The sequence below is a fragment of the Marivivens sp. LCG002 genome (assembly GCF_030264275.1).
Taxonomy (GTDB): Bacteria; Pseudomonadota; Alphaproteobacteria; order Rhodobacterales; family Rhodobacteraceae; genus Marivivens.
In genome coordinates this window covers 780,162-793,872 of sequence record NZ_CP127165.1, presented here as the reverse complement: position 1 = coordinate 793,872, position 13,711 = coordinate 780,162, and the positions used below count along the sequence as shown (strand labels likewise).

Here is a 13,711-nt window from a genome sequence, read left to right as displayed (position 1 = left end):
GGGGTGAATGCGCCAAAGGCGCAGAGGGGCAGAGCCCCTCCCCTCAAAGCACGCCTAAAGCCCGAGGCGCGGGATTTCGATCTTGGGACAGAGGTTCTGGACCGTGCGCACGCCACGCGCTTCGGCCCGTTCCAAAGCCGCATCGTTGATCACACCGATTTGCAGCCAGATCGCCTTGAGCGAGGGCCAGCGTGTTAGGGCTTCCTCCACGATCTCCGGCACTGCTTCGGAGGCGCGAAAGACATCGACCATATCGACATCCTGTGGAATCTCGGCGAGCGAAGCGTAAATCGGACCACCTGCAAACGCCTGTCCGGCAAGGCCCGGGTTCACTGCAATCACCTCATACCCGCGCTCGACAAGATAGTGCGCGACAGCATGCGACGCACGCGCAGGATTGGCTGAATATCCGACAAGCGCGATGCGCTTCACATCGGTCAGTAACCCGCGCAGATAATCGTCGGAATAGCCCATGGTGATCCTCAAAAAAACGCCCGAGACAGGGCCCGGGCGTAAGGTATGGAACGAGGGACAGTAGGTAAACAGTGAAAGTTCCGGTTCACTGCCTATCAGTTATCTATGCTGGACATCCTGACACAAAAGACCCTCTCAGCAATTCGTGAACAGAGCTTTAAGCGCGGGGAAGAATCCTTAGTCGAAAATATCCTCGATGAAATCGAATAGACCCTTCACCGCTTTTTTGGATTTGGATTTCTTTTTCTTCTTCGATTTGCCGCCCAGAAACGCCTCGGCCAGTTCCGCAACATCAAAGTCGCGCGGCTTGGCATCGGGCTGCGGAGCCCGCGCCGAGGGAGAGGACTTCATCGCAGCTTCGATCTTGGAGAGCGGCGCGCCACAGGATGTGCAAACAAGCTCATGTCGCCCGCCGTATGACATCTCGAATGCGGCACGGGTGCCGCAATAACAACAGGTAGCGATGCGCGCCTCCGACATAGGCCCTCCGGTTCAGCGTCCTTTACTTGCATATAGGGCGACTGCGGCCGCGTTGGAGACGTTGAGAGAGCCAAATCCGCCCGCTGCGTCGATTTTCACCAGAAAATCACAGGTTTCCTTGGTTTTTTCGCGCAAACCCGGACCTTCTGCACCCATCACAAGTGCGACAGGACGGTCGAATTTGCCCGCAAGCGCCGCTTCGATGGTCGTGTCGGCCTCTCCGTCGAGCCCCAGAATGATGAACCCGAGCTCCTTGAGCTCGATCATCGCATCGGCCAGATTGCGCACCCGCACATAGGGCTGGCGCTCGAGCGCGCCGCTGGCGGTTTTGGCAAGCGCACCCGTCTCGGGCGCCGAATGGCGTTGGACCCCCACAACCGCGCGGGCGCCGAACACCTCGGCCGAGCGGAGAATCGCTCCGACGTTATGCGGGTCGGTGACGCGGTCGAGCATCACGATCCGCTGCGGCATCGGGCCATCGGCCAGCGCGATATCCTTGAGCGATCCCCAGTCGAGCGGTTTCACTTCGAGCGCTGCGCCCTGATGGACCGAATCTTCGGGCACGGGGGCAGCAAATTTTCTTGGATCGGAAATCTCAACGGGCATGCCGGATTCGGCAATCGCATCGGCCAGCTTGGCTTGGGCATTTACCGTGACGACAAGGCGCAATTTCTTGCGCGCGGGGTTCAACAATGCGTCCCGCACCGCATGCAACCCGAAGAGCCATACAGTTTCCTGTTCGGCCGCACGCTTGCTTTGTTCCTTTTCGATAACCCACTTTGGCTTTTTCATCGCTCTCTCCGCTTTGACATTCCCTCAATGCGCCGAGCCGCTTTTCAACGCAAGTCACAAGCAGATGCAAAAGATTGGGATTTTCCTGTTGACGGCCATCGCTGCCGCGCATATTCAGCGCCTCGCAAACAGAGCAATGCACTGTTTCGGGCGACGAGCTGCAAGGTGCGGCAGCGGACTGTAACTCCGCCGGGGAGACCCACGCCTGGTTCGATTCCAGGGTCGCCCACCATCTCCTTCCGACATGGTGGTCAAGTTTCAAACGATGCGGCGCGTGTGCCGAAGGCGTCTTTTGATTTGACCCGCTACCGCCTATAGTTGCCCAAAGATCGAAAAGATCGGACGGGGCATCGAATGGGGCGCAAGACGGAGCATGTCTACAAAATCCAAAGCGGATCAGAGTTTCAATATCGTTATCATCGGGCACAAAGGGCGACTTCAATATGAAGCGCTCCTGTTTGTGGCCTCGCTCAGACATTCGTCTCCCGATTTCAAAGGCCGAATGATCGTCGCCGAACCCAAACAGGGCCCCTTGTGGCCCAAACCGATCGCGATGGACAAAGCCATCAAGGACGAGTTGATCGAACTCGGTGCGGAAATCCTATCTTTCGAAAGCAAAGCCTTCGGGCAAGCCTACCCCTATGGCAACAAGATCGAATGTCTTGCAGCGCTGCCCGAGGGAGAGCCTTTCGTGTTTTTCGACAGCGACACCCTGATCACCGGCGAAATCGACAAAGTCGGTTTCGACTGGTCGCGCCCCTCGGCCTCGATGCGGCGTGAAGGCACTTGGCCCGTCGAAGAGCTTTATTGGCCGGGCTATACGGCGATCTGGAAATCCCTTTACGAAAAATTCGGGCTCGACTTCGAAAGTTCGCTCGATTTGGGTAAACCTGACGAATATTGGGAGCGCTATCTCTATTTCAACGCGGGTTGGTTCTATGGAAGCGACCCGAAACGCTTTGGCGAGACCTTTTTCAGGTTCGCGACCGAGATTCGCAAAGCTCCGACACCCGAGATGGTGATCCAACCGCTTGATCCTTGGCTGGATCAGGTGGCGCTTCCCCTTGTGATCCATGCCTTGGGCGGCGGACGTCCCGGCGCCGAACTTGACGGGCTTGATGGAGATGTCAGCTGTCATTACCGCATGTTCCCCCTGCTTTATGCCCGCGAAAGCGACAGGGCCGTCGAGGTACTCGAAGCGATCAGCGCCCCCAATAGGCTCAAGAAGGTGCTCAAGGAATATGAGCCGATCAAACGGATGATCTATCAAGGACGCGGGGAAAAAGTGCGCGCGCTTTTTGACCGGAACAATCTGCCGCCGCGCGAGCAGAAAATCCGCAATATCCTCAAAGCCGAAGGCTTCTGGATGCGCTAGACAGGGGGCTCTGCCCCCCCGTCTGCCTTCGGCAGCCGTCCCCCGGGATATTTGGGGCACAAAGGCAATGGGCCTCACTCTATTGCGAAGGTTGCCTCGATTGTTGCGCTGACGGTGATCGTCCCGCCCGAAATCGGAACGTCTTTGGCAAGGCCGCGCATTTCCATCGCCTGAAGATACACGGGCGGCATTTGATAGCCTGTGCCGCTTTCGGACAGGGTGAGGAGCGGGCCGAGTTGCACATCGGCGGCTTCGGCATAGAGGCCCGCGCGAGCGCGGGCATCGGACACAGCGGCGCGTCGCGCTTCGTTCAGCATATCGGTTTTGTTTTCGAGATCGAAGCTCAGCCCCTCGATGCGGTTGGCCCCTGCTTCACTTGCAAGGGCGATCAGGGCGCCAAGGCCCTCAAGGTCTGTCGTCGTCAACGTGACGATATTGGAGGCGCTGTAACCGCTGGGGCTCGGGGGTTCGGAACCAGCGTTGTCGTAGGTGTAGACAGGGTTCAGCGTAAGCTGTGAGGTTTGGATATGATCAGGCGCAATCCCGTTTGCAGTGAGGCGAGCCAAAAGCGCTTCGACTTTTTGCGAGGTCTCCTCAAGTGCCGCTTCTGCTGTGTCACTGCGGCTTTCCACGCCGAGGCGCAGCGTGGCGAGATCGGGGGCCACCGTCATTTCCGATGTGCCCGAGACGGACATGCTACGAAGTGTTTCGGCCTGAGACGCGAGGGGAAAGGCGACGAGGGCAAGTGCAAGAAGATGTCTGAAATGCATGGGCGGCTCCGAATTTGTGCAAAACCATAGTGCCAACATGGGGGGCCCTGCGCCCTGTCGCCAGTCACAAAACGACGATGGGCGGGAAGTTGCTATAGCGCCCGAAGCGCAAGCCCGTTACATTTCGCCCCAGACCAAACAGTGATAAAGCCATTACATGAAACCTAATTTTGCGCTTTCTCTATCTGTCGAGGGCATCCGGCTTTTGCATCGGGTGACAGGCGGATGGCACCTTGTGGGGGAGGTGGCGCTTGATTCCGAGGATATGGGCGGGGAGCTTGCGCAGCTGAGGCAGACGGCGCTTGCTCTGGAACCGGGCGGAATCAGGAGCAAGATCCTTTTACCGAATGATCAGATCAAATATTTTGCGCTGGACGGCACCCGCGCAGAGGCTGCGGACATCGAAGCGGCTCTGGATGGGACGACGCCCTATGCACTTGACGAGCTGAGCTATGACCACTCCAAGGGCGGGGGCCGGACCTATGTCGCGGCGGTCGCAAAGGAGACCATGGAAGAAGCCGAGAGTTTCGCCAAGAGCTTCCATTTCAATCCTGTGTGCTTTGCAGCGATCCCCGAGGAATTTTCCTTTGTCGGCGAGCCGTTTTTCGGGATGACGGCGATGGCTTCGGAGCTGGGCGAGACACTGGTCGAGCGCGACGCAGACGCGGTCAGGATCATCGGCCGCGCGCATATGCCCAAGCCTTCGGACCCAGAGCCTTTGGCGGAACCGCAGGCAGCGGATGCCCAGCCTGCTGTAGAGCCGACCGAACCGCTCGCGGTGGACGTCGCGCCCGATGGGCTTGCGCCGCAAATCGAAGAGGACATCCTTCAGGGTGATCTCTTTCCCCAGTTTGACGAGACCAGTGACCCCTCGCCCGCTCCCGCCACACCGCTTGATGCGGAGCCCGAGCCACAGGTCGTGTTCAGCAGTCGTGCCAAGCCGAGCACGGTAGCGACCGAAGCCATCAAGATGCCGCCGCTGACCGCGCGGCCCGCGCCGACGCAGGTCGACGGGCGGATCGAGCCTACCTTTGCGAGCCGTTCGCGCAGCGCCGCGCCCGCACCCAGCGTCGAGCCTGCCCCAAAGAGTGCCGCAGCGCCGCAGCTTGCGGTCCCGCGCGAGACGACCGAAGGCCCCGCTCCCAAACTCGAAGCGCCGCGTGTCGCAACGCCGACCGCACCTTTGGCCGAAACGCGCGCTCCGTCGGTCAAGCTGCCTTCGCTTCCCAAAGTGGATCTACGCGGCCTGCTAACGGGGTTTGTCACGCGCGCAAAGCCGAAGCGCAAGGCGAAGCCCGAGGTCGAGAAAATCGAGGCCGAGGTCGAGCAGCTCACGATTTTTGGCGCGCGCAAGCATCAACGCGGACGCCCGCGTTACCTCGCGCTGATCCTTACCGTTCTCTTGCTCCTCTTTCTTGCTGCCGTGGCGGCCTGGGCCTCGTATTCGGATGATACGCTTGCGCGTTGGTTCCGAGGCGAAAGCGCGACCACCCAATTCGCGCAGGAAACCGAGGTTCTTCCGCTTCCCGAGATGTCAGAAGAGGAAGAGTTCGACATTGCGACAGCCGCTGCCGATATGGCCGAAGACGGTAGGGCGGCGGCTGACACTACACAAGACGAGCTTGCCACGTCCGAGGAAGAGCAGGCGAAAGAGATGGGCACTCCGATGTCGCCCGCCGAGGCCGAGCGCATTTATGCAGCGACGGGCGTTTGGTTGCGCGCCCCGCGCATGGCCTATGTGCCCCGCACCGAAACCTCGGACGATGTGATTATCCCCGCGATCGATCCCGTCACGATCGGAACCGATGCGATTGCGCTTCCCGTGACCTTTGCGGGCGACCGACCGATGCTCGCGCCCAGCAATCCCCCTGCCCCCGGCACCGTTTTTCCGCGTGACGAGAACGGATTCATCCTTGCGACCCCCGAAGGCACCGTGATGCCCGACGGCGTGATGGTTTATGCTCGCAAGCCCGATGTGATCCCGCCTCTCCGCCCCGCCCTTCCCGAGCCCGACGCGACCACAGCCCAGACCGAGGTCGAGGCAAATGATCCCCTTGCAGGCTTCAGGCCCAAAGAACGTCCCGACACGCTTGCCGAAAAAATCGAACGCGAGGCGCTCGGCGGGTTCACAAATGACGAATTGGCGTCCCTGCGTCCGCGACTGCGTCCCGAGGGGCTTGCGCCGCCGCCTGTCACCGAACCTGACCCGATCGTAGATGAAGCGGTGGCGAGCGCACTTGCGGCAGCTCCCACGTCTGATGTCGCCGCTATCGCTGCCGCGATCGCCACTTCGGCGCCGCCGCCGAGCAGTCTTAATAATCCGACGAACGCCGCTGTCGCCTCTTCTGTGCGTCCCGATACCCGCCCCCGCAACTTTGCCAACATCGTCCAAGCCGCCCGCAGCGTCCCCGCCGTCGCCGTAGAGCCCGCCGCGGTGGTCAGCCCATCGGGCCCCAGCCCGCGCAGCGTCGCTTCGGCCGCCACGCAAAACGGCGCGATCAACCTGCGCGAAATGAATTTGATCGGCGTCTCGGGCACCTCCAACCGTCGCACTGCAATCGTGCGGATGAGCAACGGGCGGTTTCTCCGCGTCGGCGTCGGCGATGGAATAGATGGCGGACAGGTAACGGCCATCGGGGAAAATGCGCTGAATTACGTCAAGAACGGGCGCACCTATTCGCTCCAGATGCCCTAGCGGCAGGTAAACTCCGCCTTCTTTCAAAAACAGCGATATTGTTTCAAGAAATTGAAACGGAATCCTCTGTAACTGCGTTGAACCATCAGGGCAGTTCAGCGATACCAAAGTTATGGAATCCTTTCTCTTTCAGGCCACAATATATCTCGGCGCGGCGGTCATCGCAGTGCCTCTGGCCGCGCGTCTCGGACTTGGCTCGGTGCTGGGCTATCTCTTGGCGGGAGTCGTTATCGGCCCGCTGACGGGACTTGTGGGAAGCGAGACCCAAGATCTCCAGCATTTTGCCGAATTCGGCGTGGTAATGATGCTCTTTCTCATCGGTCTCGAGCTTGACCCAAAGACATTGTGGCAAATGCGGACCCGACTTCTCGGGATGGGCGGCGTTCAGGTGACGCTCACGGCGATGGTGCTGATGGCGGCGGCCTATCTCATGGACGAGACGTGGCAAACCTCGATTGCCGTCGGCCTTATCCTCTCGCTCAGCTCGACCGCAATCGTGCTGCAATCCCTTTCGGAAAAGGGGCTCATCCAAACAGCGGGCGGGCGCAATGTTTTTTCGGTGCTCCTGACCCAAGACATTGCCGTTATCCCGATGCTCGCCTTTCTCCCGCTTCTTGCGGTCAGCTCGACCGTCACGCTTGCCCCCGACGGATCGGTCAAGCGGGCGATTGATGCGACGGACGCGGGGCACCATGGCCTCTCGATCGTCGAGGGGCTGCCTGCATGGGGCGTGACGCTCGTCACCTTTGGCGCGGTGGGCGTGATCGTGCTTGCCGGGGTCTACCTGACGCGGCCCGTCTTTCGCTATATCCACCACGCAAAACTGCGCGAGATGTATACGGCGCTCGCGCTTTTGATGGTGGTGTCGATTGCCGTTTTGATGAACCTTGTCGGTCTCTCGCCCGCGCTCGGGACGTTCCTCGCGGGTGTGGTGCTGGCCAACTCGGAATTCCGCCACGAGCTTGAAAGCGACCTTGAGCCGTTCAAGGGCCTCTTGCTCGGCCTCTTTTTCATCACGGTCGGAGCTGGGTTCAACTTCACAGCGTTTTTCCGTGAACCGCTCGACATCCTCGGGCTGACGCTTTTGCTGATCGTTGTGAAGGGCGGCATTCTCTACGCCCTCGCCCGCATCTGGAAACTTGCGCCGCGGGATCGCTGGCTTTTTACGCTCGGGCTGTCCCAAGCGGGGGAATTCGGCTTTGTCCTGATCTCGTTTTCTCTGGCTACAGGCGTTTTGACCGAGGCTCTGGGTCAACGGCTCTTGTTGATCATCGCGCTCTCGATGCTCATCACCCCACTGCTTTTCATTCTTTATGAATTCCGCATCAAACATCTCAAATCGCCCGAAACCGATACCGCGAGCGACGAGATCAACGAAACCGGCACCGTGATTATCGCGGGGATCGGCCGCTTCGGTCAGATCGTGAACCGTTTGATCCAGAGCGCGGGGTTCTCGACCGTGGTGCTCGACTCCAATCTTGAAACCGTGCAGACGATGCGCAAATTCGGCTTCAAGGGGTTCTTCGGCGATCCTGCACGCCCCGACCTTCTCAAGGCTGCGGGTATCGACAATGCCAAAGTCATGGTGATTGCGGTGGATGGCCGAGACAAGGCGACCAAGCTTGTGGCCTATGTCCGCAAAGTCCGCCCAGACATCCACATCGTCGCCCGCGCGCGCGATCGCGGCCATGTCTACGAGCTTTATGCAGCGGGTGCGAACGACATCGTGCGCGAGGTCTTCGACAGCTCGCTTCGTGCGGGACGCTATGCGCTCGAAAACCTCGGCCTAAGCGAATACGAAGCTGCGGTTGCAGAGACCCAGTTCTATCAACACGACCGCGCCGCGATGAAGGAACTCGCCCAGCTTTGGAAACCGGGCATCAGTCAGGACCAGAACGAAGACTATATCGCCAAGGCGAAGGAGCTGAATTCCGATCTGGAGCTTTCGCTCACCTCGAAGGACGAAGCGAAAAAGGCGCTCGAGAACCGCCCGTTTTCGGGTGGGCGCCGCCGCAAGGACAGCGCCCTGAACCCTGAGGAGTGATCAGCCTTCGCTGACGCCTGCTTCGGCAAAGGTCACCATGCCCGAATGACAGGCAATCGCGCCTTTGAGCACGCCGATGGCCAGAGCCGCGCCCGACCCTTCGCCAAGACGGAGACCGAGCGAAAGCAGCGGCTCTTTGCCGAGACGTGCGAGGAGCTTGGCATGTGCACCTTCGGCGCTCTGGTGGCCTGCGACAGCGTGGTCGAGTGCACCTTCGGCAATCTTTGCGAGGACGGCCGCAGAAGCGCAGCAGATAAAGCCGTCAAGGATCACGGGAATGCTGTGCGCACGCGCAGCGGCAATCGCCCCTGCCATTGCGGCAAGCTCGCGACCGCCCAAGGCGCGAAGCACCTGAAGCGGATCGGCAAGTAGCGCCGCATGCAGCGCAAGGCCGTCGCGCACCGCAGATGTCTTGCGATCAAGTCCCGCATCGTCCACGCCTGTGCCGCGACCTGTCCACTCGCCTGCCTCGCCGCCGAAAAGAGCGGCCGAGATTGCGGCGGCGGGGGTCGTGTTCCCGATGCCCATCTCCCCCGTCACCAAAAGATCGGCCTCGGGGTTCACAGCGGCCCAGCCTGCGGCCAGAGCCGACACAAGCTCTTCCTCGGTCATTGCAGGGGCAACGGTGAAATCGGCGGTCGGACGGTCGAGATCGAGTGAGACAACCGACATCTCGGCGCCAAAGGCTTTTGACAGTTGGTTGATCGCTGCGCCGCCATGTTCGAAGTTTGCCACCATTTGAACGGTGACTTCAGGCGGGAAAGCCGAGACACCGCGTGCGCAAACACCGTGGTTTCCCGCAAACACGATGACCTGCGGCTTTTCGAGAAGCGGACGCCCTGTCCCGCGCCATCCGGCATACCATATCGCAAGATCCTCAAGTCGCCCCAAAGCCCCCGGAGGCTTGGTCAATTGGCCGTTGCGATCGGCAGCGGCATTGATGGCGGCTTGATCAGGCTGACGCCCCGTTGCGACAAGTTTGCGGAACTCTTCCAGCGTTTTGAAGGGGACGGTCATAATGCTCCTCGTTGAATTTTTGTTTGGTCTTCTCTAACGGTCTGGGAAGAGATTGGAATGCAAAATAAGGTCGCATTGATGACAACGAACGACATTGAACAACCGCTCGCTAAAATCAGTGACATTTCTGCGTCCCTCGGGCTTTTGAGCCGCCTCCCGATTCCGGTGAACTTTGCCGAAGCGAAAGCACGTGGCGCAGGTGCGGCTTGGGCCTTTCCGATAGCGGGCATGATGATTGCGTTTGTTGTGGCCTTGGGCGCTTGGGCGCTGCTGCACTTCGGCGTGCCTGCACAGGTCGCCGCTGCCATCGCTCTCGGGGTTCAAATCGTCATCACAGGAGCCATGCACGAAGACGGGCTTGCCGATGCTGCGGACGGTCTTTGGGGCGGCTGGGAAAAGGAACGCCGTCTGGAAATCATGAAGGACAGCCGCATCGGTGCTTATGGCGTTCTTGCACTCGGACTGTCTTTGCTGATCCGGTGGAGCGCCTTGTCGGCGATCTTTTCCACGAATGCCGTGTTTGCGCCGCTTCTGGCGGTCGCGGCAGTCAGCAGGCTCCCGATGCTGGCCTTGATGGCGACGCTCCCCAACGCACGCGGAACGGGGCTGAGCGCTTCGGTCGGCCAACCGTCCAAGGACACGCTCGCACTCGGCTCCGTGGTCACGCTTGTAGCGGCAGTGGTGTTCGCAGGCTGGTCCTTTGTGCCGCTCTTTCTCTTTTGTGCTGTGGCGACGTTTGCCTGCGCGCGAATTGCATTGGCAAAGATCGGTGGCCAGACGGGGGATATCCTCGGTGCGACACAACAAGTCGTCGAAATGACCGCCCTCGTCACTCTGGCAAGTTGGGCGGTCTAATCCACGCAGGCCAAGGCCGCGACAAGGCTCTGCGGCCCGTCATAGGGTCCGATATCGCGGGTTTCATATCCGCGCGTCGCCAGCACGCGGGACCAATTCGCGCTTGCGGTGATTACTTCGGGTGTTCCGTCACAACTGCGCAGCCCGCCGCTGATGGCGCTTTCACCGATACGGTGGTTTGTATGCCCTTCGAGCGCGGCTTTGGGCGTGACTGTCCATGGCGGGTCCCGATGATCGAACTCGACGAACCGCAGCACTTTGGCAAGATGGGGACGATCCACAAAGGCCACCTCGACAAGCCCGTTGCCGTCGAAATCCGCGATCCCTGCAATCGAGAGCCAGCGGTGCCGCGTGCCGATCGGCGCGGTCGAGGCGATGGGGAGGATGCCGTCCTCTGCCACATCAAAGACCTGTATCCGCGCACCTTGATCAAACGTGCTGACAACGGTGATGATTTCCATGTCGCCGTCGGCATCCAGATCGGCAAGCCGCGGTTCGGTATCTTCGAAGACGGCTTGCGGATAGCTCAGACGCAGGCTTTGCCCATCGGTCAAACCGACTTCGAGCGCTGCGTATTCGCCGCCGGCGAGCGCACCATGCCCATAGGCATCGGTCGGCTCGACATAGCGGGCAAAGGACACGTCAGCGGCGCAGATTTGCGGAAAGAGAGCAAAAAGCGCCGCCGCAATCCGCATCAGATCTGCTTTTCGGGCATCTGGACGCGAAGACCGTCGAGCGCATCCGTTACCTTGATCTGACAGGTCAGGCGCGAACGTGCAGGATCGGGTTGATATGCGAAATCAAGCATATCCTCTTCCATCGGGTCCTTGGCAGGCAGCTTCTCCACCCATTCTTCGGCAACATAGACGTGGCAGGTCGAACAGGCACATGCACCGCCGCAGTCGGCTTCGATTCCGGGAATACCGTTATCGCGGGCCCCTTCCATCACGGTCAGGCCGTTTTTGACCTCGATCGTGTGTTCTTTGCCGCCGTGTTCGATATAGGTGATGCGCGCCATGAGTTGCCTTGTCCCTCAAGTGTTTTCAGTCCCGCGTAAACTATGCGACCCCTATGCCGCTTTCCAGTGCAAAACACGCGCACGACTTCACCATTGCGACATTTGCTGGCCTCAGCCTTGGCGCTTGGCTATAGTCTGCGAAACACCAAGAGGCAGAGCAGTTGGCCCGTCGCACATCCATTCTCACCGCCCTCATCGGCGGGCTGACCCTGTCGGCCTGTTCCGGCGGGATTGTGCCCTCGTCCAACCCTCCGAGCTTTAACGCGGAAGCCATCGAATATGACGTCGCGGGGAACTGTTATGGACGTGATGTGACTCCTGCGGTCATCGAAACCGTGACCGAACATGTGATGGTCCAGCCCGCGATGGTGACATCAGACGGCACCGTGACAAGCCAAGCCGTTTTTCGCACCGTGACGCGGCAAGCGATCCTGCGCGAGCGCCGCGAGGTGGTTTTTGAAACCGTATGTCCACAAGCCTTGACGCAAGACTTTGTCGCGTCGCTTCAACGCGCACTCCGAACCCGTGGGACCTATAGCGGTCCGATCAACGGGATCATGGACGACGCCACACAAAAAGCGATCCAGACCTATCAACGTCAGGAAGGCTACGACAGCTCGCTTCTGGACATCAGGACCGCGCGGGATTTCGGCTTGGTCGCCATCAGCGCCGAGGACCTCCAGAACTGAAAAGGGCGCCACAGGGGCGCCCTTTTGCGTAATAGTGGTCTTTGATCACTCTTCGATATTCAAAGCGACGAAACGGGGCTCTCCGCCGCGACGGATCAAAAGAAGGAGCGAGCGGCGGCCTGCGTCACGCGCTTCGCTGATGCGCGCTTCGAGGTCGTCGATATTCTCGACCGCTTGCTGACCTGCTTCAGTGATCAGATCCCCTTCGCGAAGACCTTTGTCTTCTGCATCACTTCCTGCTTCGACCGAAAGCACTAGCACACCGCGATCGGTACTGATCCCGTATTGGGTCGAGAGCTCTTCGGACAGCTCGGAAAGGGTCATGCCGAAAAGCTCTGCCGTTGCGGGGGCATCGGGCTCCATGTTCGCGGGCAATACGCTTTCAGCGGTTTCGCGGCGTCCCAAAGTCACGACAAGCTCGACCTCGTCACCTTCGCGCAGAACGGTCACATCGACCTCTGCACCGACGGGGGCATTGCCGACCATGCGCACCAATTCGCGGGTGTCTGCGACTTCTTTGCCGTCGAAACGGATGATCACGTCACCGGCTTTGACGCCTGCATCCATCGCGGGGCCGACGGGCACATCGGTCACCAAAGCACCACCCGTCTGTTCAAGCCCGACGATGGCGTCGACCATGTCCTCGGTCACGTCCTGAATACGGACACCAAGCCAGCCACGACGGGTCTCGCCGAATTCCTTGAGCTGATCGACCACGTTCTTGACCACGTTGGAAGCCATCGAGAAGCCGATCCCGATAGAGCCGCCATTCGGCGAGAGGATCGCGGTGTTCACACCGATCACATCCCCATCGAGGTTGAAAAGAGGCCCGCCCGAGTTGCCACGGTTGATTGCGGCATCGGTCTGGATGTAGTCGTCATAAGTGCCCGACAATTCACGGTTTCGGGCTGAGACGATCCCTGCCGAAACCGAAAAGCCTTGGCCGAGCGGGTTGCCCATGGCCAGCACCCAGTCCCCGACCCGCGAGGTGTCGCTGTCGCCGAATTCCACGAAATCAAGCCCCGTGGCATCGACCTTGAGAAGGGCGATATCGGTGTTGGGATCGGTGCCGACCACTTCGGCCTTCATCTCGCCGCCTTCGAAGAATTCGATCATGATCTCGTCGGCGCCTTCGATCACGTGGTTGTTGGTCACGACATAACCGTCTTCCGAGATGACAAAGCCCGACCCCAGAGCGTTCGATCGGCGCGGACCGCCTTGGGGTCCGTTGAAGTCACGGAACAGGTCCTCGAAGGGCGAGCCTTCGGGCACAACGCCCTGCGGCAAGGTGCTCGCCGCAATCGTTGTGGTTGTTGTGATATTCACGACGGCGGGGCTGATCTGCTCTGCGAGTTCGGCAAAGCTTGCGGGACGATCCTGCGCGAGAACCTGCGGGACAGGCCCTGCGATCAGGGCGACGGAAAGAGCAATTGCAGAAAGCATCCCCCCGAGTTTGGGACGGTTCGACGTGATCGCGAAAGTATTGGACGACACGGACTTTT

The 13,711-nt window shown here is 60.1% G+C and carries 13 protein-coding genes and 1 tRNA gene; 6 read left to right on the top strand and 8 right to left on the bottom strand.

Features of this window, described 5'->3' with window-relative positions; all coding sequences use genetic code 11:
• Window positions 1-54: 54 nt before the first annotated feature.
• From QQG91_RS04045 to rlmB, 3 genes are all read right to left on the bottom strand, one after another.
• A complete protein-coding gene (locus tag QQG91_RS04045; protein WP_285771700.1) occupies window positions 55-474 on the bottom strand; it encodes a CoA-binding protein in 420 nt (139 codons plus the stop codon).
• Window positions 475-651: 177 nt separating this feature from the next.
• The gene (locus QQG91_RS04040; RefSeq protein WP_285771699.1) at window positions 652-954 is read right to left on the bottom strand and encodes a hypothetical protein; all 303 of its coding nucleotides are present in this window, start codon (window positions 952-954) and stop codon (window positions 652-654) included.
• 12 nt (window positions 955-966) lie between these two features.
• Complete coding sequence (gene rlmB, locus QQG91_RS04035) at window positions 967-1,746, bottom strand: 23S rRNA (guanosine(2251)-2'-O)-methyltransferase RlmB (RefSeq protein WP_285771698.1); 780 nt, start codon at window positions 1,744-1,746, stop codon at window positions 967-969.
• A 148-nt stretch (window positions 1,747-1,894) separates the two neighbouring features.
• Between rlmB and QQG91_RS04030 the strand changes: the two genes are divergently transcribed.
• Both QQG91_RS04030 and QQG91_RS04025 read left to right on the top strand, forming a co-directional pair.
• A tRNA-Tyr gene (locus QQG91_RS04030) sits at window positions 1,895-1,978 on the top strand.
• Window positions 1,979-2,119: 141 nt separating this feature from the next.
• The gene (locus QQG91_RS04025) at window positions 2,120-3,121 is read left to right on the top strand and encodes a GT-B fold glycosyltransferase domain-containing protein (RefSeq protein WP_285771697.1); all 1,002 of its coding nucleotides are present in this window, start codon (window positions 2,120-2,122) and stop codon (window positions 3,119-3,121) included.
• Between the two features lie 74 nt (window positions 3,122-3,195).
• On the opposite strand, the gene QQG91_RS04020 is transcribed toward QQG91_RS04025, so the two are convergent.
• Window positions 3,196-3,891 carry an SIMPL domain-containing protein gene (locus QQG91_RS04020; RefSeq protein ID WP_285771696.1) on the bottom strand — a complete coding sequence of 232 codons (696 nt, stop codon included), beginning with the start codon at window positions 3,889-3,891 and terminating at the stop codon, window positions 3,196-3,198.
• Window positions 3,892-4,048: 157 nt separating this feature from the next.
• Here QQG91_RS04020 and QQG91_RS04015 point away from each other — a divergent pair, with 157 nt between their 5' ends.
• Entirely contained in the window at window positions 4,049-6,586 is a 2,538-nt protein-coding gene (locus QQG91_RS04015) for a hypothetical protein (RefSeq protein WP_285771695.1), read from the top strand.
• 112 nt (window positions 6,587-6,698) lie between these two features.
• Window positions 6,699-8,630: a monovalent cation:proton antiporter-2 (CPA2) family protein gene (locus QQG91_RS04010; protein ID WP_285771694.1), complete on the top strand. Its 1,932-nt coding sequence runs from the start codon at window positions 6,699-6,701 to the stop codon at window positions 8,628-8,630.
• Here the strand turns inward: QQG91_RS04010 and cobT are convergent, their stop codons facing one another.
• On the bottom strand, window positions 8,631-9,647 hold the full coding sequence (cobT, locus tag QQG91_RS04005; protein WP_285771693.1) for a nicotinate-nucleotide--dimethylbenzimidazole phosphoribosyltransferase: 1,017 nt from the start codon (window positions 9,645-9,647) through the stop codon (window positions 8,631-8,633). It lies immediately after the preceding gene.
• Between the two features lie 78 nt (window positions 9,648-9,725).
• Between cobT and cobS the strand changes: the two genes are divergently transcribed.
• Window positions 9,726-10,502, top strand: a complete 777-nt coding sequence (gene cobS, locus QQG91_RS04000; RefSeq protein WP_285771692.1) for an adenosylcobinamide-GDP ribazoletransferase — start codon at window positions 9,726-9,728, stop codon at window positions 10,500-10,502.
• Here the strand turns inward: cobS and QQG91_RS03995 are convergent.
• Both QQG91_RS03995 and QQG91_RS03990 read right to left on the bottom strand, forming a co-directional pair.
• Window positions 10,499-11,197 carry an FG-GAP repeat domain-containing protein gene (locus QQG91_RS03995; protein WP_285771691.1) on the bottom strand — a complete coding sequence of 233 codons (699 nt, stop codon included), beginning with the start codon at window positions 11,195-11,197 and terminating at the stop codon, window positions 10,499-10,501. The genes cobS and QQG91_RS03995 overlap by 4 nt on opposite strands.
• On the bottom strand, window positions 11,197-11,520 hold the full coding sequence (locus QQG91_RS03990) for a 2Fe-2S iron-sulfur cluster-binding protein (RefSeq protein WP_285771690.1): 324 nt from the start codon (window positions 11,518-11,520) through the stop codon (window positions 11,197-11,199). The genes QQG91_RS03995 and QQG91_RS03990 overlap by 1 nt, the downstream gene beginning before the upstream one ends.
• Before the next feature lie 161 nt (window positions 11,521-11,681).
• On the opposite strand from QQG91_RS03990, the gene QQG91_RS03985 reads away from it, so the two are divergent.
• Window positions 11,682-12,209, top strand: coding sequence for a peptidoglycan-binding domain-containing protein (locus QQG91_RS03985; RefSeq protein WP_285771689.1), 528 nt, complete (start codon window positions 11,682-11,684; stop codon window positions 12,207-12,209).
• A gap of 45 nt (window positions 12,210-12,254) precedes the next feature.
• Here the strand turns inward: QQG91_RS03985 and QQG91_RS03980 are convergent, their stop codons facing one another.
• Window positions 12,255-13,652: a Do family serine endopeptidase gene (locus QQG91_RS03980; RefSeq protein ID WP_285772305.1), complete on the bottom strand. Its 1,398-nt coding sequence runs from the start codon at window positions 13,650-13,652 to the stop codon at window positions 12,255-12,257.
• Window positions 13,653-13,711 lie beyond the last annotated feature (59 nt).

What these genes read in the sequence shown, in the direction of transcription:
- QQG91_RS04045 (WP_285771700.1), bottom strand. Translation starts at nt 474, where the DNA reads ATGGGCTATTCCGACGATTATCTGCGCGGGTTACTGACCGATGTGAAG.
- QQG91_RS04040 (WP_285771699.1), bottom strand. Translation starts at nt 954, where the DNA reads ATGTCGGAGGCGCGCATCGCTACCTGTTGTTATTGCGGCACCCGTGCC.
- rlmB (WP_285771698.1), bottom strand. Translation starts at nt 1,746, where the DNA reads ATGAAAAAGCCAAAGTGGGTTATCGAAAAGGAACAAAGCAAGCGTGCG.
- QQG91_RS04025 (WP_285771697.1), top strand. Translation starts at nt 2,120, where the DNA reads ATGTCTACAAAATCCAAAGCGGATCAGAGTTTCAATATCGTTATCATC.
- QQG91_RS04020 (WP_285771696.1), bottom strand. Translation starts at nt 3,891, where the DNA reads ATGCATTTCAGACATCTTCTTGCACTTGCCCTCGTCGCCTTTCCCCTC.
- QQG91_RS04015 (WP_285771695.1), top strand. Translation starts at nt 4,049, where the DNA reads ATGAAACCTAATTTTGCGCTTTCTCTATCTGTCGAGGGCATCCGGCTT.
- QQG91_RS04010 (WP_285771694.1), top strand. Translation starts at nt 6,699, where the DNA reads ATGGAATCCTTTCTCTTTCAGGCCACAATATATCTCGGCGCGGCGGTC.
- cobT (WP_285771693.1), bottom strand. Translation starts at nt 9,647, where the DNA reads ATGACCGTCCCCTTCAAAACGCTGGAAGAGTTCCGCAAACTTGTCGCA.
- cobS (WP_285771692.1), top strand. Translation starts at nt 9,726, where the DNA reads ATGACAACGAACGACATTGAACAACCGCTCGCTAAAATCAGTGACATT.
- QQG91_RS03995 (WP_285771691.1), bottom strand. Translation starts at nt 11,197, where the DNA reads ATGCGGATTGCGGCGGCGCTTTTTGCTCTCTTTCCGCAAATCTGCGCC.
- QQG91_RS03990 (WP_285771690.1), bottom strand. Translation starts at nt 11,520, where the DNA reads ATGGCGCGCATCACCTATATCGAACACGGCGGCAAAGAACACACGATC.
- QQG91_RS03980 (WP_285772305.1), bottom strand. Translation starts at nt 13,652, where the DNA reads ATGCTTTCTGCAATTGCTCTTTCCGTCGCCCTGATCGCAGGGCCTGTC.